Source organism: Sulfurimonas sp. HSL3-1 (genome assembly GCF_039645995.1).
Classification (GTDB): Bacteria; Campylobacterota; Campylobacteria; order Campylobacterales; family Sulfurimonadaceae; genus Thiomicrolovo; species Thiomicrolovo diazotrophicus.
On sequence record NZ_CP147920.1, the window covers coordinates 1610776 to 1627467 of the forward strand.

The following is a 16692-nucleotide window of genomic DNA, read 5'->3' on the forward strand; positions in this document are numbered from 1 at the left end:
GAAGAGAATGTTTGACGAACTGCGTCCCCACCTTGTAGAGCTGCGTAAACGCCTGGGCATCTCCGTCCTGACACTGATCGGCATGTTCTTCATCATGTTCTATTTTCACGAGCCGATCCTCGAATGGATGATCCACCCCCTCAACGACGCCCTGATCGAAGTCGGCAAAAAGTCCGTCAACGCCGCCAACGGTATGGTAACGACCAACCAGGTCGGCGGAGCCTTCTTCGTCGCGCTGAAAGTCGCCTTCTTTGCGGCCATTCTCGGCGCGCTGCCGGTCATCCTCTGGCAGATCTGGCTCTTCATCGCCCCGGGCCTCTATGAGAACGAAAAGAAGATGATCCTCCCCTTCGTCTTCGGCGGGACGACGATGTTCGTCGTCGGCGTCGCCTTCGCCTACTACATCGTCACCCCCTTCGGGTTCGACTTCCTTATCACCTTCGGTAGCTTCAAGTTCACCCCGCTGATCAACATCGAGGATTACGTCGGCTTCTTTACGAAGATCATGTTCGGCTTCGGCCTCGCCTTCGAGCTCCCGGTCTTTGCCTACTTCCTGGCGCTGCTCGGCCTCGTCGACGACCGCCAGATGACGGCGTTCTTCAAATACGCCATCGTCCTCATCTTTATCGTCGCCGCCCTGCTCACGCCGCCGGACGTCCTGACGCAGCTGTTGATGGCCGGTCCGCTGATCGTGCTGTACGGCTTCTCCATCCTCATCGTCAAAATGGTCAACCCCGCACCGAAAGAGGATGATGAAGATGACGACGAGGACGAGGAAGAGGCCGTTGCCCCTCAGAACGTCTAGTTACGACTTCACCCTCCCCGAAGCGCTTATTGCCGTCCACCCGGCCCAGCCGCGCGACCATGCGCGGCTGCTCGTTTATGACCGCAAAACCGACACGCTCACCCACACGCGCTTTGATGAGATCGAGGCCTTCCTGCCCGAGGGGTGCGGTATCATCTTCAACGACACCAAGGTGATCAAGGCCCGCCTTTTCGGAAAAAAAGAGAGCGGCGGAAAGGTCGAACTCCTCATCAACCGCCCCCTCGACGCCTACCGGGTCAGCGTCTATATCCGGGGGAAGATGAAAGCAGGCAGCCGTCTGCTGTTCGGACAGGAGCTCGAGGCCGTCGTCGAGGAGCTGCACGAGGACGGCAGCCGCACCGTTACGTTTGAGCGCGGAGGGGAGAAGCTGCGTTTCGAAGCCCTCCTGCCGATCATCGATATCATCGGGCATTTGCCGCTGCCCCCCTACATCCAGCGTGAGGACAACGACGAAGACGCCGTGGAGTACCAGACGGTCTTCGCGAAAAACGAAGGCGCCGTCGCCGCGCCGACGGCGTCGCTGCACTTTACCGACGCACTCTTCGCCTCGGTCTGCGCGCACCACCCCCACGCCTACGTCACGCTACACGTCGGCGCCGGTACCTTCAAACCCGTCGAAGCGGAGATCATCACCGACCACCCGATGCACTCGGAGTACTACGAGATCCCAAACAATGCCAAGGCCCTCATCGACGGCGACCTGCCCCTGCTCTGCGTCGGCACGACCTCGACCCGCACCGTCGAGTACTACGTCCGCACCCGGGAAACCGGGGGCGAAGCGAACCTCTTTCTGCACCCCGGCAACCCGCCGCAGCGCGTCAACCACCTGCTGACCAATTTCCACCTGCCCAAATCGACCCTGCTGATGCTTGTCGCCTCCTTCGTCGGACTGGAAAAGACCCACGAACTCTATGCCGAAGCGATCCGGGAACGCTACCGTTTCTACAGCTACGGCGACGCGATGCTGATCCTCTAAGTCCCTCCCTACTCGTCGTCATCCATCAAGGCGAACGCCAGCCGCTCCTTGAGCGATGCGAGGGCCTTTGCCGCGCAGGCGGCATCCAACTTGCCTCCGGGTGCACCGCTGACGCCGACGGCACCGATAAGGGTGTCGCCCGATTTCACCGGAAGCCCCCCTTCCATCATAATCAGCCCGTCGATGTTGTTCAGCTCATTGCGGATATCGCTGCGGTTGGCGACAAATGTCGTCGTGTCCGTCCCCGCCATGATCACCGCGTTGGCTTTCTGTTCGGCGATCTGCATCGTAAAACGCGCCGCATAGGTGTCGCGCATCACCACCTGGACATTGGCGCTGCGGTCGACGACGACGGCACTGACCCAGTACCCCTCCTGCCGGCAGGCCTCGACGGCGCGCTTGGCGACCTCCGAGGCGAGGCCGAGATCCATGCGTTCGATCCGGACGACGTCGGCGGCGGTGAGCAGAAAAGCGGGCAGTGTCAATACGCCCAAGATGGTTGCGATTTTCATAAGCACTCCTTTGCATAGTGTGGCATCGATTATAGCAGAGCGGTAGGAACGCGAAAATGGTAAAATGGCGCACACTCCACCATTAAACGGCGAGACCATGACGAAACTCCTGACCCTTTTGACACTGACCGTGCTCATCACCCTCCTGGAGGGCTGCCAGCAAAAAGCCCCTGTGCCCCTCCCTACCGTCGAGCACGTCGATCTGGAGCGCTACAGCGGTCTCTGGCACGAGATCGCCCGCTATGAAAACCGCTTCGAGGAGGGGTGTGTCGGGGCGACGGCCACGTACCGGCTGAAAGCGGATCATGTCGCGGTCGTCAACCGCTGCTATGACGATGCCGGGAGGTTAAAGGATCAGGCGCGAGGAGAGGCCCGCGTTGTCGAAGCGAGCGGGAACGCCAAACTACGGGTGAGCTTTTTCTGGCCCTTTTACGGCGATTACTGGATCATCATGCTTGCCGACGACTACCGCTATGCCGTTGTCGGCGATCCCCAGCGCAAGTACCTCTGGATCCTTGCCCGCGACACGGTGCTGGACGACAGGGACCGGGAAGCGATTCTCGCGCGCCTCGTCGCACTGAAATACGACCCCTTCAAACTCTACTGGACCGGCTTCAAGGCGATGTGCAACCACTGAGCCTCAGCTCTCCCGACAGTCGATGACGATCTCGTCGAGTCCGACGCGCGTCGTCATAGTATGGGGTTCATCACTGTAGCCCAGGGCAAGCACCGCATGGGGTTCAAGACCCATAAGCCCGAAACGCTCTTTCGCCCTGTCGATACTGAACCCGCCCATGGGATGCACATAGATGCCGCGTTTGGAGGCTTCGACGATCAGAAAAGCCATCGCCGTGCCGCTGTCGAAGGCGTGCCATCGGTTCGGTTTTCGGTTATAGGAGAAGGTCTGGGTCGAACAGACCATCATCAGCAGAGGAGCAGATGCAGCCCAATCGGCATTTTTCGTGCTGAGAATCTCGAGGAAATCCTCCTTCGGTCCCAGGACAAAACGCCACGGCTGTTCATTGAAACACGACGGCGCCGTCATCGCGGCTTCCAAGACGGCACAGAGGTCCTTCTCCCCCAGGGGTTTGTCCAGAAAATGTTTGGGGGAGAACCGTTTCAAAAAGAGGTCGTCGATACCGTATTCCGTGCTGCGCATCTGCCATCCTTTGGAGAGAAACATCTACACATCATACGCTTATCGCGGTTAAATCTTTCCTTAACACATCAAAAAAATGTTATGGCGACAGACGGGTCCTGCCTGCCGGTCATTTACACAAGAACGCTGATCCGACCCGCCGTAATGGCGATTTTGCCCTCAAGTTCGTAGCGGAAGACCTCCTGGGGATAGTCCCGTACGGCATCTTCGTAGGTCGGTCCGGTTCGGCAGTATTCCAAAAAAGGGTCGCCGACACAGCGCGTGGCCTCGCCGTAACGCGCCACGAAGGTGTCGATATCATAAATCGCTTCCGCTCTCCCCTCTTCGAGCAGACGGTTGGTTCCCTCGCTTTCGCCGATGCGGTGGGGAAGGACATAGATCTTCTTTCCCATGCGCAGGGCATGCTCTACACTGCGCATACTGCCGCTGTTCTCATCGGCCTGGGTCACGATCAGGGCATCGCCCAGCGCGACGACGATCTCATTGCGGACGACAAAGCTCCAGGGCGTCGCCTGGAAACCGTCATTGAAGGGGCTGAGTAGCAACCCTTCGTGCGCAATGCTGTCGAGCAGGGCGCGGTTTGTCGCCGGGTAACGAACATCGATCCCGCTGCCCAGCACGGCGATTGTATTGGCCGCGCCCGCTGCCGCATGGGCCGTCGCGTCGATGCCCATCGCACCGCCGCTGACGATACAGACCCCTGCGTGCGAAAGTTTCGACGCCAACTGTGACGTGATAAAGCGGGCATATCCGTCCGCCCGCCGAGAGCCGACAATGGAGAGCTTGACCCTTGAGAGCAGCGCCGTATTGCCCTCGAAATAGAGCGTTTCCGGATATTTCCGCATCGCCTCGAGGGCGGGGACCTTCACTGAAAGTAGATCACTCATGGCTTTCGTATGCCGCCAATGTGTCGATCCGCACAAGCTGTACCGACTCGAGAAGCGCCTTGGACTCTGCCAACCCCTGGAGCGTCTGTTTATGCGGATGGCCGATCACGACGACCGAACCGTACTTTTTCGCGATCTTCACCGCACGACGCACCTGCTTTTTCACCGCGTCGACATCGGGGTCGTGATCAAGGAAAACGTCGCGGCTGATGTAGGGACGGTGCAGCGACTTCATCAGACCAGGTACCGCCGTCTTGCCGGTCGTACGGCTGTCGATGAAGGTGATCCCTTCCCGGTCGAGCGCATAAAGGAGTTTCTCCATCGCACCACGGTCGGCGGTGAACTTGCTTCCCGTATGGTTGTTGACGAAGGCGACTTTCGGAAAAAGGTTCTTGATCTGCCGGATACGCTCATCGATCACCGCCTCGTCATCACTGACATGCAGGGTCAAAGGCTCTTCGGCCGAAAAGGAGACCGCCTCCATCGGAAGGTGGACCATATAGTAGGATTGCTTCGCCGCCAATGCAGCTGAATCGGGGTGGCGTTTGGAGGGGGGAAGGAAAGACATCGTCACCGGCAGGTTCAATGCTTTGATGTTGCGGACGTCATGGGCGAAAGAGACATCATCGAATATGATGGCCATCATCGGTTTCGCCCCCGTTTCCGGTTCGACTTTTTCAGCCCGTGCTGCCGGTCGCGGCGGTGCTTTTTCATATTCATGGCTGGCCGTTCTCGCTTTTGCCTTTTTAAGCGCCTTTTTCAGTTCGGCGCTGTGCTGACGCTCCGTCAAGAGTGCCCCGCGATGCTCCTGCTTCGCCTTCTGGTATCCAAAGAAATAGCCTCCCGCCGCCAGTATAAAGGCGATCAGCAAAAAGATCACTCCTTTGAGCAGCGTATAGGTAAATGTGTTTTTTTTGCGCCTGGTTTTTCCCCCGGCCGCACGCTTCCTGGGAGCACTCTTCTTCCGCTGTTGCGCCATTAAAATCCCTCATGATTCTTGTCGGCACATTGTAATAAGAATCTGATAACAGGGCGGTTAACAGGGCACTATGCCACCTTTTTTCACGCAGCCGCTACTCCTCTTTGCGCCCGATGACAATATCCTGACCGTCCCACTTCGTATAGAGCCGGAACTCCTCGGCGATCTCCCGGATCCGCATGACCTCCAACACTCCCTGCGGATCCATGGACGTGGCCCGCATTGTTATGACGCCCGACTCCGGCTTTTGTAGCGCATGATAGGTCCAATCCATCGCCGACAATTTATTATAAAGCTCTTGTATCATCAGCACCCCTTTCCCATATAATATCTACAGTGTATTATAGTTAATTTGAGTTAATGTATCCATTTTTTTGGCGTTTTGCCATTTTTTTTAACGCACTATTTCATATTTACACGCCATTTTACACTTGTCGGCACTTTGACTTCCCAGGTGATGCGCCATTTTTATACAGGGATTTCGATCAAATAAAATAAATACAGCCTATACTTTCAGCATGGACCAATTACTTCTGGCAATCTTTCTTACCCTTGCCATCGCCGCGGTACTGAGCATCCTGCTCAAGCGCCTGGGAATATCCCACCTCATCGGCTATATCCTCACGGGGACGATCATCAGCTACCTTTTCGGTTTCAACGGGCTGAGCATTCTCACCCTCGACGTCGTCGGCGAATTCGGCATCGTTTTTTTGATGTTCACCATCGGGCTTGAACTGAGCCTCGGGCGGATCCGGAGCATGAAAGAGATCCTCCTGACCAACGGTCTGCTGCAGGTCTCCCTCAGCGTCCTCGTTATTTTCGTCCTCGCCTATTTCCCTTTCGGCCTGGACTTCAATACCTCCCTTATCGTCGCCCTGGCCTTTTCGCTCTCGTCGACGGCGATCGTCCTCACCTACCTCAAACAGTCCAAGGACATCCTGACCCCCTACGGGCAGATCTCAATGGGCATCCTGATTTTCCAGGATCTGGCGGTCATCCCGATCCTTCTACTGATCAGTTTCCTCTCCAACCATGACCTCTCCATGGGCGAGGTGCTGCTTAAAACGGCCCTGTCGGCCGCCATCGTCATTACCGTCATGTTCACGGTGGGGGCGAAGAGCGTCAATGCCCTGTTGAAATTCTCCGCGCGCACGGAACTCGACGAACTCTTTCTCGGCGCCGTATTCGCCATCGTCATCGGCACCTCCCTGCTTGCGCACGGGATGGGCTTTACCTATTCGCTGGGGGCCTTCATCGCCGGGATGATCATCGCCGATACCGACTACAGCGTCAAGGTCGAGTCGGACATCGCCAGCTACCGGGACCTGCTGCTGGGTATTTTCTTTTTCGGCGTCGGCACCAAGATCGACCTGCTCTATTTCCTGGAGCATATCCATCTCATCCTGTTCGTTTTCGTCCTGGCCATGCTTTTCAAAGCCGCCGTCATCTACGCCATTATCCGTCGCAATAACGACAAGAACACCTCGGCCAAAAGCGCCTTCGCCCTCGCGCAGATCGGGGAGTTCTCCTTTGCCGTCTTCGCCCTGGCCGGGGCGGAGAAACTCATCAGCAGCGAAGCCGCCAGCTTCCTGATCCTTGTGAGCGTCATCTCCATGATCCTCACTCCCCTCGTCGTCAACAACATCTACAAACTCTCCTCCTACTTCGAAAAAGAGTTTTACGAAGCCGACGTCATCACCCCGATCGGCCGTAGCGGTCACATCGTTGTCGCCGGCTTTTCAACGCTGGGCAAGATCGTCTGCGCCGACCTGCAGGCCAAAGGCGTCTCCTTCATCGTCATCACGGACAACCTCAAGCAGGTACTGCATGCGCGCAAGCTCGGCTACATGGCCTACTTCGGCCACCTCAACAAACGCCCGGTACTCGAATCACTCAACGTCGAGAGTGCCAAAGCCGTTATCCTGACGGTCAACAGCGAACACAACAAGCGCCTGATCGGCGAGGCCGTCCGCGCCTTTAGCGCGCAGCCCGATATTATTATGAAGATCGACACTCCGACCGAACGGCGGCAGCTCCGCAGCATCGAAGGCGCCCGTTTCATTGATGCAAGTTTTGAGGTCTCAAGCCTCCTCGTCGAAGAGGCGACCGAGCCCAAATCCTGAAGGAGCCGTGCCATGCAACACCCTGCAACCACTATCGACGACGTCCTCGCACGTCTGCGGCAGATCATCGACCATGCCAACGCGCGCGGCAGCACCATGGGCTATTTCGCGGCGCTGTACCACCGGGTGACGGCAGAGGTGAAACAGAAAATCGCCGAAGGCTATTTTGACGACGGCGGCAGGATGGAACGGCTGGATGTCCGCTTTGCCAACCGCTACCTGGAGGCCTACAACGCCTACCAAGCCGGGAGGCCGGTCACCCGGGCGTGGCAGTACGCTTTCGACGCAGCCGGTACGAAACGCTATATCGTCTTGCAGCATCTTTTTCTCGGGATGAACGCGCATATCAATCTCGACCTCGGCATCGCGGCCGCCGAGACCGCGCCCGGTGAAGCCATTACATCCCTCGAAAACGATTTCAAAAAGATCAATACCATTCTCACCGGTATGATCGACGAAGTCGAACAAGAACTGGCAACCATTTGGCCTGTGCTGCATCTGCTGGACCGGCTGGCCCTGCGTACCGACGAAACACTGGCCGCCTTCAGCATGGAAAAGGCCCGCGATGCGGCGTGGGGCAATGCCCTTGCACTGGCCCGCAGCGACGCGGCGGCCGCTGCAGTCTACATCGACGCCCTGGACAAAGAGGTCATCGGCTATGCGGCACTCGTCGCCCATCCCGGCCCCATCGCCACGACGCTTTTCCTGCTGGTCAGAGTGGGCGAGCGCGGCAGCGTGACAGAGAAAATCGCGGCACTAGACAGTGCCGCTTCATGAGGCTTGGTCAGCAACTTTGACAAGTGGGCGCGTTCGTTTTATAATCATAGACCCATCAACCCAAAAGGGATAAAAACGTGACAATTCCCCTCTATCAGATCGATGCGTTTGCCGCGCACATTTTCGAAGGCAACCCCGCCGCCGTCTGCCCCCTGGAGACCTGGATGGACGATACAATGATGCAGTGGATCGCCGCGGAAAACAACCTTGCCGAGACGGCTTTTTTCGTTAAGGAGGCCCAGGGATACCGTATTCGCTGGTTCACCCCGACGACGGAAGTAGACCTGTGCGGGCATGCCACGCTGGCGGCAGCCCATGTCCTCTTCAAACACCTCGGTTACAGAGGGGAGAGCATCACCTTCGATTCGCGCAGCGGGCCTTTGCACATCACCAGCAAAGGCGCATATCTCGCCCTCGATTTCCCTTCCGAACCTCCCCTGGCCGTCCCCGTACCGCCGGAGATCGTCACCGCGTTCGAAAAGCCGCCGGTCGAAGTGCTCAAAGGCAGCGACTATATCGTCGTCTTTCCCGACGGGGAGGATCTGACCAAACTCACCCCCGATTACGCTGCGCTCCGCGCCCTGGACCTGCGGGGGGTCTGCATTACGGCGCGGAATGAACGCTACGACTTCGTCAGCCGCTTCTTCGCCCCCAACTTCGGCATCGACGAAGATCCGGTCACCGGCTCCGCCCACACCCAGCTCACCCCCTACTGGGCCAAGCGGCTCGGCAAAAGAACACTCCATGCCAGGCAGGTCTCCCCCCGCGGCGGCGAACTGCGCTGCGAGCTGGCCGGGACAAGGGTGATCATCTCAGGACGCGCCGTTACGTATCTCACGGGCAGCATCTCCCTCTGAGGCCCCCGAGCGTCCGCTATCACCTACTCTCCTTTCCCCGAACGCGTTTACGCATGTCCTTTTGCGCTGCAATATCATACGTAACCGGGGCGCCGTCCGCGGCCCTCAAAAATGCGACGATCTTCCCGATCTCGTTTTCGCTCAGATTTGTTCTGAGCTGGTGGATTCCCATCACCTTGATCGCCTCTTCAAGCTTCTCAACGCTGCCGTTGTGAAAATAGGGAGCTGTTTTGACGGCATTGCGCAGCAGCGGTACCCTGAAGTATCTGTTTGGCGCCCCCGTAAAGCCTCCCCGGTTCTCAAAAGGGAATGCGATGCGCGGCAGAAGCGCTTTTTTTATGCCGAGTCTCCCCTCCGTGTGGCATGCGGAACACCCTGAAGATGTCATGACCGATGCGCGTTCACTCTCTTTTATCCGGTCAAAAAATCCTTTTTCTAGCAGCACGAGATCGTCCTCGTCCAGCTTCGCTTTCAGGTACTGCAGCCGCGCCGCGTCATTGTCGAATGCCCTCCGGCGCAACGCCTCGACGGCCAGGCCGTACCTCTTTGTGAGGCTGTCGATCTGTTTCGGACGTCCCATACTCCAGATCCTGTGATAGGAGAGCGGGAACTTCCTCACAGCCTGACCGCCAAGGCCGATCCCGTTGTGGCACCCCACGCACCCTTTGGTGATAAAAAACTTCAACCCCTCTTTCTCCCCTGCGTTCAGCGCATCCGTATACCCCAATAAAAAGTCATCGTACCGGCCCCTGGTCTGAAGGGTCTTTTCATAAGCGGCGATCGCGTCGACAATGGTGTCGAAAGTCACCCCTCTCCCGCCGTACACCCCCCTGAACCGCCCGTCATACTCCCCGTCGGCGCGGACCCTTCTCTCCGCCGCTTTCGGGGTAATGGCCATTTCAAAAGGGGCCTGCAAAGGCCCCCTGGCCTGATCCTCGAGCGTCTCGCTCCTGCCGTCCCAAAACAGTTTTTTCGAAAACGCCGTATTGAATACCGTCGGCGTATTGAGATGGTACGGATTCTCCCGCCGCAGATGGCCGACGGCGGTGGGGCGCCCGTCGGCACCGCCTTTGTCGAAACGGTGGCACGACGCGCAGCTGACATCCCGTCCCAGCGACAGGTTCCTGTCAAAAAAGAGCTTTTTTCCCAGCGCGATCTTTGCGGCCGAAAACGCTTCGGGCTCCTCATTCAGAAGGAGCATGAGTCCCGTATAACGTGCCGGTACGGGCTGCAGTCCGCTCTCATACGCCAGCAGAATCAGGTTTTCATCATCGCCGGCGATGAGATGCAGCGCCAGCAAGAAGATCATCAGGTATTTCATCTTTCAACTCCTTGACGGACAATCCTATTGCATCCGTCGATTTTCTTATGTGATCCGAATCACAGTTCGGCGTATCGGATGCGGGTACATTGTGATTTCCATGCCACCCAAGGAGTACTGAAAATGAAATTTATCCCTGCCGGATTCGTGTTGATGGTCGCCATCCTCGCCTCCAAACTGTTTTTGGCCTTTTACATCGACGATGTCAATCACTACAATCTTCACGCCGACCGGGAGAAAAAAAGCGAAGCGCAGCTCACCCGCATCGGCGAATCGCTCTATACGATCCACTGCACCTCCTGCCACGGCAAAAATGGGGATGGCAACAACGGCAAAGCGCAGAACCACACCTATCGCATCGCGGAAAAGTCCGTTCTGTACGTCATTGAAAACGGGTCGAATAACTTCAGGAGCGTCTATCCGTCCGGTATGCCGGCGGGACTGGTTGAGGGGAGTGACGCGAAGGAGATCGCACGGTTCGTGTCAAAAGGGCTGAAGGGAAACAAGCCAAAAAGGTGGTCGGTCTGTGCATCGTGTCATGATGAAAGCGGCGAAGGCATCGCCTTTGTCGCCCCCGACCTCAAAACCTACAGCGATACCCTGGTGGCGACCGTCCTGAGCAACGGGAAAAAGGGAGCGATCGGGACGATGCCGGTGTTCAGGGAGCGGCTCTCGAAAATCCAGATGTCGGGGTTGGCACACTACATCAGAAGCCTCCAGAGATGAACGCCGGCCTGCTGCGCTGGCGCACAGCGCAATCGCTTCTGGGGGCTTATGCCCTGCTCCTGATCTATGCCCTGCTCTTTCATCCGGCATTGGGGCTGGACCTGTTTTGGAACCTTCTCATCCCGGCGGCACCGATGATCCTCTTCCTCTCCATAGGAACGTGGCGCAATATCTGCCCCCTGGCGACCCTCTCCCTCCTGCCGAAACATACAGGCACTTCAAGGCGCCGCAAACTAAAACGGATCCAGCGTGAATGGCTTCAGCTCTCCGCCGTGGCCGTTTTGCTGACCGTCATCCCGCTGAGGCACGCCGTTTTCGACCTCAACGCTGCCGCGACCCTCTCGCTGTTGGCCGCTACGGGCATCGCGGCTGCCGCCGCAGGGTGGTTCTTTGAGGGGAAAAGCGGATGGTGTTCGGGGATCTGCCCGCTCTTTCCCGCGGAAACACTCTACGCAACGGACAATACTGCACCACCGACGAACGCACGTTGCCGCGTCTGCAGCCACTGTACCGCCCCCTGCCCGGACCGGACAGCGGGTGCTGCCATTACAGCCGGACGGGCTTCCAGGATCGCCAAAGTCACCGCCTTTACGCTCGCCGGGGTCTTTCCCGGATTTGTCTATGGATGGTTTTTCGTCCCCGACATGCACAACGCCGTGGATGCGGCATCACTCTTTTCCGTCTATGCCCCCGGGCTCTTTTTCGGCGCCCTCAGTGCGCTCGTCTATCTTTTTTTACGCCTGCGGCTGCCCGAGGGCACGGTACGCCTTTTGAGCGCCGCCGGGACGCTCTCCATCTATTACGGTTTCAGGCTGCCGGCGCTTTTCGGCTTCGGCCTCCAACCCGGGGACGGGGTTCTCATCGACTTGAGCCCCTTGCTCCCTCCCGCGGCAATCCATTGGTGTACCGCCGGGCTGACACTCTTTTTCTTCTACCGGGCCTATCGTGCACTCGGCAGAAAACAGGCGTGGCTGCGCGGCCCTGCATCCTACCAACGTGATCGCGATCACAGAAAAAGGTAGTCCCTTGCCGTATCCTGTAGGCTCAAAACGCTTTCACCGGTGCAAATAGTGTAAAATGGATTTCGAAAAGGAGCGGGGATGCATTTACTGGAGTACGAATTTTTCAAGGAGTTGAGCACGCAGGAGCAGCAGATGATCGAAGCGGCTTCCAAGCCGGTCGCACTGCCCATCGGCACCATCCTCTATTACGAAGGCGACGTCTGCGAGGAGATCCTCTTTTTGAAGCGGGGAAAGGTCAAGGTCTATCTCTCCCCGGAGAGCATCGCCGCCGGCGAGATGACCCTCTACTACATCGCCCCCGGCGAACAGTGCCTGGTCAATACGTTCAGTACCGTTACGGCCGACAAAGCGCTCGCCTCCGCAGTCGTCGACGAATCCATCGAGGGGTGGCTGGTGCCGAGGGAGAAGATCTTGTGGCTCATCAACAACTCCGAGAGCTACCGCAACTTCAAGATTGAGCTCTGCGGCAGACGGATCGGCACACTGATGGACCTCATCAAGTCGATCAAATTCGACCAGCTCGACCAGCGGCTGCTCAACTGGCTCTATGTGCAGGGGAAGGACACCCTGCATATTACCCATGACAAGATCGCCTCCATTCTGGGCGTTTCGCGCGAGGCGGTCAGCCGCAACCTCAAAAAGCTCGAAGCTTCCGGGAGCATTTCACTGTCGCGCGGAAAAATCTCCATCGCGGAGTAGGGCCGCGCCAAAGCGCCACAGACACGGCCGATAGCCTCAAAACGTACGCGTCTCTGCGCAGAGAGCATTGATTTTATGTATAATGGTGTCATTATTTCACAAAGGAGAAGACTATGACACATAGTAACGACCGATTTTACCGGCACGCATCACCATCCCATACTGCGATGAACCGCGCCCTTCTCCTACGCCTACTCCTTTCTCTATAAACACCCCTTTTTATTTTTGATTTCTGTTTTGCCTTCCAGGGCGGTGCACGCCCGTATGTAGGCATTCTTTTTCGTTTTTATTGTCAAGGAAAATGCTATGTATACCAAATACCGGCCCTACCCGGCCGTGACCATGGAGAAAAGAGCCTGGGCGGACAACACCGCCGACGTTGCCCCCGTGTGGGCCAGTACCGATCTGCGCGACGGCAACCAGGCGCTCAAAAACCCGATGGACATCCCCCGGAAAGTCGCCTATTTTCAGGCCCTGGTCGATTTCGGCTTCAAAGAGATCGAAATCGCCTACCCCAGCGCGTCGCAGACGGAGTTCGATTTCTGCCGGACGCTGATCGAGGATGGGATGATCCCGGACGACGTCACCGTCGGTGTTCTCGTACCCGCTATCGAACGCCATATCGTGCGCAGTTTCGAAGCGCTCCGGGGCGCGAAGCGGATCATCTTTCACCTGTACAACCCGACCGCCGCGAACCAGCGCGATGTCGTGTTCCGACGCACGGAAGAGGCGATCATCGGTCTGGCGGTACAGGGCGTAGCGTGGGTCCGACGCGAAGCGGAAAGATTTGGCGGCGAGGTCGTGTTCGAGTATTCGCCGGAGAGCTTTTCGCAGACCGAACTCCCCTTCGCGCTGGCGGTCTCCAACGCCGTCATCGACGCGTGGGGACCGACACCGCAAAGTCCGATGATTTTGAACCTTCCCAATACGCTGGAAGCCGGTTCGCCCAACATCTACGCTGACCGGATCGAGTGGATGGGGGAGCGTATCGCGCAGCGCGAGAGCGTCGTCATCAGCGTGCATCCGCACAACGACCGCGGCTGCGCCGTCGCCAGCGCCGAACTGGCCGTCTTGGCAGGCGCACAGCGCGTCGAAGGCACAATGCTGGGCAACGGCGAGCGCGCCGGAAACGCCGACCTCGTCACGATGGCCTTCAACTACTACGCGCAGGGCGTCGACCCGCGGTTGAACGTCGGGAAGGTCGACGACGTCCTCTCGCGGATCACGGCGATTATCGGCACCGAGGTGGCTGAGCGCCATCCCTATGTGGGTGCCATGATCTACAGCGCCTTTTCGGGTACCCACCAGGATGCGATCAAGAAAGGGATGGAGCACCGCCGCGCCAACAACACGCATACGTGGGAGGTCCCCTACCTCGCCATCGATCCGGCCGATATCGGACGCGCCTATAAAGACGCCGTCCGCATCAACTCCCAGTCGGGCAAGGGGGGCGTCGCTTACGTCCTCAAAGCGTGCTACGGCATCGAGGTCCCCGCCTCAGAGCAGACGGCACTCGCGGATGCCGTCAAAAAGCGCTCCGAAGCGCGTGGCGGCGAGATCGGCGCCGACGAAGTGCGCGCGATCTACGAGCAGATGGCGCAGCGCGCAGAGGCCAACAGCTGGAATGCGGCACAGTACGCCCGCCATGCCGGCTTCGTCTCGGCGCTGGCGCTCCCCGTCGTGGAACTACTCTCGCCAAGAGAGGGCGAAAGAATCCTCGACCTGGGCTGCGGCGAGGGGAGCCTCGCCGTGGAGATCCAAAAGCGCGGCGCCGACGTCGTTGCGGTCGATCTGAATGCCGACATGGTCGAAAGCGCCAGGGCCAAGGGCATTGACGCCTATGTCATGAGCGCGACACGTCTCCCTTTTGAGCGGCGTTTCGACGCGGTCTTTTCCAATGCGGTACTGCACTGGGTCACGGAGCCCCGCACGGCCGTGCGGCAGATCCGCCGGGCCCTGAAACCCGGCGGCAGGTTTGTCGCCGAGTTCGGCGGGCACGGCAATGCGGCGCAGGTCGTCGAAGCGATGCGAATGGTCTTTGAACGGCACCCCGAATTCGGCCCCTTTGAAAACCCATGGTACTTCCCGACCGGTGCCGAGTACAGGGCGCTGCTGGAATCGGAAGGGTTCAGGGTCGCCTCCGCCGAACTGATCGCGCGGCCGACGCCCGTCGACGACATCGCCCACTGGCTCGACCTCTTTGCCAACGGCATCGTCGCGCACCTGGAGAGCGCACAGCTCTCCTGCTTCAAACAGGAGGTGCGGACGCGGTTGGAACCGACACTGTACACTGCATCGGAAGGGTGGCATGTCGATTACGTTCGGCTGAAGGTCAAGGCGGTCAAAGAGAACCTCTAAATATTTTGACGCGCGCGGGGTCGAATCGCAGCGGCCTCGACACCTTCATAGACGCCGGTGCGCGGGAGTTTCCGACCATCTTTGTCAGCGCGGGACGGCGTGGGCTGGAGCTCGAGCTCTCGCCGGATGACCTGCAGACGTTGTCCTCCGCCGTTTTTGCGCCGTTGACCCAAACGCAATAAGATGACGGCAACAACACCGATTGAGGAGGCCGATATGGAACAGTTTCTGGCACCGTCGACCTATATCGACTATCACCATCCCGCCGTCATGGCCAAAGCGAAAGCGCTGGCAGAAGGGTTGAACGCCAAAGAAGACGTTGCCCGAGTCTGTTTCCAGTACGTCCGCGACGCGATCGCCCATACCGGCGACGCGGGCTGCGGGGCCTCGACGATCAAAGCGAGCGAGGTGCTGGAGCAGAAAACCGGCTGGTGCTATGCCAAGAGCCACCTCCTCGCCGCCCTGCTGCGTGCCAACGGCATCCCGGCGGCGCTCTGTTACCAGCGGCTAAGCTGCTCGGAGTACACGCCGGGCGTCTACTGCCTGCACGGCCTGAATGCCGTCTGGCTGGAGGCGTACGGCTGGTACCGCTGCGATCCCCGCGGCAACAAAGAGGGCGTCGATGCACAGTTCACCCCGCCCGTCGAACGGCTCGCCTTTGCCCTCGGTGAGCACGAGTATGACGTCGCGGGGCGTTTCGCAGAGCCCCTGCCCGAAGTCATCGACGCATTGCAGACCTACAAGAGCTACGAAGCCATGATCGGCCATTTTCCCGATCGCTCTGCCTGAGGGCATGACCGCCGCTGTTCAGCACTGATGGCTGACACGGCATTTTTGCTTGTAGTTTTCCGAAACAAAATCCCAGTTGATCAGATGCCAGAAATTTTCGACGTATTTCGGGCGCGCGTTCCGGCAGTCGATGTAATAGGCGTGTTCCCAGACGTCACAGGTCAGCAGCGGATGTTTCCCCTCCGTCTGTACCGGGGTGTAGGCGTTGGAACCGTTTTCGATCGCCAGTGCGCCGTTCTCATCGATAATGAGCCATGTCCACCCCGAACCGAACAGTGACGTCGCCGCCGCGGTAAACGCCTCTTTAAAGCCCTCGACAGAGTCGAATGCTTCCGCCAGCGCCGCGGCCAGCTCCTCCGACGGTGCCGTCTCACCCGGCGTAAGACATTTCCAGTAAAAGTCGTGATTAAATGCCTGCGCGCCGTTGTTAAACAGCGCCCCTTCCGCCGTTCTCAGGACGTCGAGCAGCGGCTTTCCTTCGTACGCTGAGCCCGTCATCAGGTCGTTGTACTTCTTCACGTAGGCCGCATGGTGTTTTCCGTGGTGATACGCCAGTGTTTCCGCCGAGATGTAGGGTTCGAGCGCATGCTCTTCAAATGGTAAGCTTGGTAGATTCAGATGCATAGGAGACTCCTTTGGATGCAGTGAATCTCTATTATCCATGATTTTTCAACAAGCGGA

Annotated in this window: 18 protein-coding genes; 11 read left to right on the plus strand and 7 right to left on the minus strand. The window is 58.4% G+C overall.

The annotated features are described in order from the left end of the window. Positions 1-7 precede the first annotated feature (7 nt). Both tatC and queA read left to right on the plus strand, forming a co-directional pair. Entirely contained in the window at positions 8-805 is a 798-nt protein-coding gene (gene tatC, locus WCY31_RS08365; RefSeq protein ID WP_345969344.1) for a twin-arginine translocase subunit TatC, read from the plus strand. Next, positions 759-1802, plus strand: a complete 1044-nt coding sequence (gene queA / locus WCY31_RS08370; protein ID WP_345972031.1) for a tRNA preQ1(34) S-adenosylmethionine ribosyltransferase-isomerase QueA — start codon at positions 759-761, stop codon at positions 1800-1802. Before tatC ends, queA begins: the two co-directional genes overlap by 47 nt. A gap of 8 nt (positions 1803-1810) precedes the next feature. Here queA and WCY31_RS08375 read toward each other — a convergent pair whose 3' ends face one another. Then, on the minus strand, positions 1811-2314 hold the full coding sequence (locus WCY31_RS08375) for a heme-binding protein (RefSeq protein ID WP_345972032.1): 504 nt from the start codon (positions 2312-2314) through the stop codon (positions 1811-1813). Positions 2315-2411: 97 nt separating this feature from the next. Here WCY31_RS08375 and WCY31_RS08380 point away from each other — a divergent pair, with 97 nt between their 5' ends. Continuing rightward, entirely contained in the window at positions 2412-2951 is a 540-nt protein-coding gene (locus tag WCY31_RS08380; RefSeq protein WP_345972033.1) for a lipocalin family protein, read from the plus strand. A gap of 3 nt (positions 2952-2954) precedes the next feature. On the opposite strand, the gene WCY31_RS08385 is transcribed toward WCY31_RS08380, so the two are convergent. The 4 genes from WCY31_RS08385 to WCY31_RS08400 all read right to left on the minus strand — a co-directional run bounded on the left by WCY31_RS08385 (position 2955) and on the right by WCY31_RS08400 (position 5646). Further along, complete coding sequence (locus WCY31_RS08385) at positions 2955-3497, minus strand: nitroreductase family protein (RefSeq protein WP_345972034.1); 543 nt, start codon at positions 3495-3497, stop codon at positions 2955-2957. Positions 3498-3586: 89 nt separating this feature from the next. Continuing rightward, complete coding sequence (locus WCY31_RS08390) at positions 3587-4360, minus strand: DNA-processing protein DprA (protein ID WP_345969349.1); 774 nt, start codon at positions 4358-4360, stop codon at positions 3587-3589. Further along, positions 4353-5231 carry a divergent polysaccharide deacetylase family protein gene (locus tag WCY31_RS08395; RefSeq protein WP_345972035.1) on the minus strand — a complete coding sequence of 293 codons (879 nt, stop codon included), beginning with the start codon at positions 5229-5231 and terminating at the stop codon, positions 4353-4355. The genes WCY31_RS08390 and WCY31_RS08395 overlap by 8 nt, the downstream gene beginning before the upstream one ends. A gap of 202 nt (positions 5232-5433) precedes the next feature. Further along, positions 5434-5646 carry a hypothetical protein gene (locus WCY31_RS08400; RefSeq protein WP_345969351.1) on the minus strand — a complete coding sequence of 71 codons (213 nt, stop codon included), beginning with the start codon at positions 5644-5646 and terminating at the stop codon, positions 5434-5436. A 211-nt stretch (positions 5647-5857) separates the two neighbouring features. Between WCY31_RS08400 and WCY31_RS08405 the strand changes: the two genes are divergently transcribed. From WCY31_RS08405 to WCY31_RS08415, 3 genes are all read left to right on the plus strand, one after another. Next, the gene (locus WCY31_RS08405; protein ID WP_345969352.1) at positions 5858-7462 is read left to right on the plus strand and encodes a cation:proton antiporter; all 1605 of its coding nucleotides are present in this window, start codon (positions 5858-5860) and stop codon (positions 7460-7462) included. 12 nt (positions 7463-7474) lie between these two features. Further along, the gene (locus tag WCY31_RS08410) at positions 7475-8239 is read left to right on the plus strand and encodes a DUF5995 family protein (RefSeq protein WP_345972036.1); all 765 of its coding nucleotides are present in this window, start codon (positions 7475-7477) and stop codon (positions 8237-8239) included. Positions 8240-8316: 77 nt separating this feature from the next. After that, the gene (locus WCY31_RS08415) at positions 8317-9096 is read left to right on the plus strand and encodes a PhzF family phenazine biosynthesis protein (RefSeq protein ID WP_345972037.1); all 780 of its coding nucleotides are present in this window, start codon (positions 8317-8319) and stop codon (positions 9094-9096) included. Between the two features lie 19 nt (positions 9097-9115). On the opposite strand, the gene WCY31_RS08420 is transcribed toward WCY31_RS08415, so the two are convergent. Beyond that, the gene (locus tag WCY31_RS08420) at positions 9116-10417 is read right to left on the minus strand and encodes a cytochrome-c peroxidase (protein ID WP_345972038.1); all 1302 of its coding nucleotides are present in this window, start codon (positions 10415-10417) and stop codon (positions 9116-9118) included. Positions 10418-10540: 123 nt separating this feature from the next. Between WCY31_RS08420 and WCY31_RS08425 the strand changes: the two genes are divergently transcribed. The 5 genes from WCY31_RS08425 (at position 10541) to WCY31_RS08445 (ending at position 16011) form a co-directional block, all read left to right on the plus strand. Then, positions 10541-11143 carry a c-type cytochrome gene (locus tag WCY31_RS08425; protein ID WP_345972039.1) on the plus strand — a complete coding sequence of 201 codons (603 nt, stop codon included), beginning with the start codon at positions 10541-10543 and terminating at the stop codon, positions 11141-11143. Further along, positions 11140-12165: a hypothetical protein gene (locus WCY31_RS08430; RefSeq protein WP_345972040.1), complete on the plus strand. Its 1026-nt coding sequence runs from the start codon at positions 11140-11142 to the stop codon at positions 12163-12165. Before WCY31_RS08425 ends, WCY31_RS08430 begins: the two co-directional genes overlap by 4 nt. Before the next feature lie 78 nt (positions 12166-12243). After that, complete coding sequence (locus WCY31_RS08435) at positions 12244-12864, plus strand: Crp/Fnr family transcriptional regulator (RefSeq protein ID WP_345969358.1); 621 nt, start codon at positions 12244-12246, stop codon at positions 12862-12864. A 306-nt stretch (positions 12865-13170) separates the two neighbouring features. Next, complete coding sequence (locus WCY31_RS08440) at positions 13171-15222, plus strand: 2-isopropylmalate synthase (protein WP_345972041.1); 2052 nt, start codon at positions 13171-13173, stop codon at positions 15220-15222. A gap of 216 nt (positions 15223-15438) precedes the next feature. Further along, the gene (locus WCY31_RS08445; protein WP_345972042.1) at positions 15439-16011 is read left to right on the plus strand and encodes a transglutaminase family protein; all 573 of its coding nucleotides are present in this window, start codon (positions 15439-15441) and stop codon (positions 16009-16011) included. Positions 16012-16029: 18 nt separating this feature from the next. Here the strand turns inward: WCY31_RS08445 and WCY31_RS08450 are convergent, their stop codons facing one another. Next, a complete protein-coding gene (locus tag WCY31_RS08450) occupies positions 16030-16635 on the minus strand; it encodes a superoxide dismutase (RefSeq protein WP_345972043.1) in 606 nt (201 codons plus the stop codon). Positions 16636-16692: the final 57 nt, after the last annotated feature.

What these genes read in the sequence shown, in the direction of transcription:
- WCY31_RS08445 (WP_345972042.1), top strand. Translation starts at nt 15,439, where the DNA reads ATGGAACAGTTTCTGGCACCGTCGACCTATATCGACTATCACCATCCC.
- WCY31_RS08405 (WP_345969352.1), top strand. Translation starts at nt 5,858, where the DNA reads ATGGACCAATTACTTCTGGCAATCTTTCTTACCCTTGCCATCGCCGCG.
- WCY31_RS08440 (WP_345972041.1), top strand. Translation starts at nt 13,171, where the DNA reads ATGTATACCAAATACCGGCCCTACCCGGCCGTGACCATGGAGAAAAGA.
- tatC (WP_345969344.1), top strand. Translation starts at nt 8, where the DNA reads ATGTTTGACGAACTGCGTCCCCACCTTGTAGAGCTGCGTAAACGCCTG.
- WCY31_RS08420 (WP_345972038.1), bottom strand. Translation starts at nt 10,417, where the DNA reads ATGAAATACCTGATGATCTTCTTGCTGGCGCTGCATCTCATCGCCGGC.
- queA (WP_345972031.1), top strand. Translation starts at nt 759, where the DNA reads ATGACGACGAGGACGAGGAAGAGGCCGTTGCCCCTCAGAACGTCTAGT.
- WCY31_RS08375 (WP_345972032.1), bottom strand. Translation starts at nt 2,314, where the DNA reads ATGAAAATCGCAACCATCTTGGGCGTATTGACACTGCCCGCTTTTCTG.
- WCY31_RS08410 (WP_345972036.1), top strand. Translation starts at nt 7,475, where the DNA reads ATGCAACACCCTGCAACCACTATCGACGACGTCCTCGCACGTCTGCGG.
- WCY31_RS08425 (WP_345972039.1), top strand. Translation starts at nt 10,541, where the DNA reads ATGAAATTTATCCCTGCCGGATTCGTGTTGATGGTCGCCATCCTCGCC.
- WCY31_RS08390 (WP_345969349.1), bottom strand. Translation starts at nt 4,360, where the DNA reads ATGAGTGATCTACTTTCAGTGAAGGTCCCCGCCCTCGAGGCGATGCGG.
- WCY31_RS08385 (WP_345972034.1), bottom strand. Translation starts at nt 3,497, where the DNA reads ATGTTTCTCTCCAAAGGATGGCAGATGCGCAGCACGGAATACGGTATC.
- WCY31_RS08380 (WP_345972033.1), top strand. Translation starts at nt 2,412, where the DNA reads ATGACGAAACTCCTGACCCTTTTGACACTGACCGTGCTCATCACCCTC.
- WCY31_RS08400 (WP_345969351.1), bottom strand. Translation starts at nt 5,646, where the DNA reads ATGATACAAGAGCTTTATAATAAATTGTCGGCGATGGATTGGACCTAT.
- WCY31_RS08430 (WP_345972040.1), top strand. Translation starts at nt 11,140, where the DNA reads ATGAACGCCGGCCTGCTGCGCTGGCGCACAGCGCAATCGCTTCTGGGG.
- WCY31_RS08435 (WP_345969358.1), top strand. Translation starts at nt 12,244, where the DNA reads ATGCATTTACTGGAGTACGAATTTTTCAAGGAGTTGAGCACGCAGGAG.
- WCY31_RS08450 (WP_345972043.1), bottom strand. Translation starts at nt 16,635, where the DNA reads ATGCATCTGAATCTACCAAGCTTACCATTTGAAGAGCATGCGCTCGAA.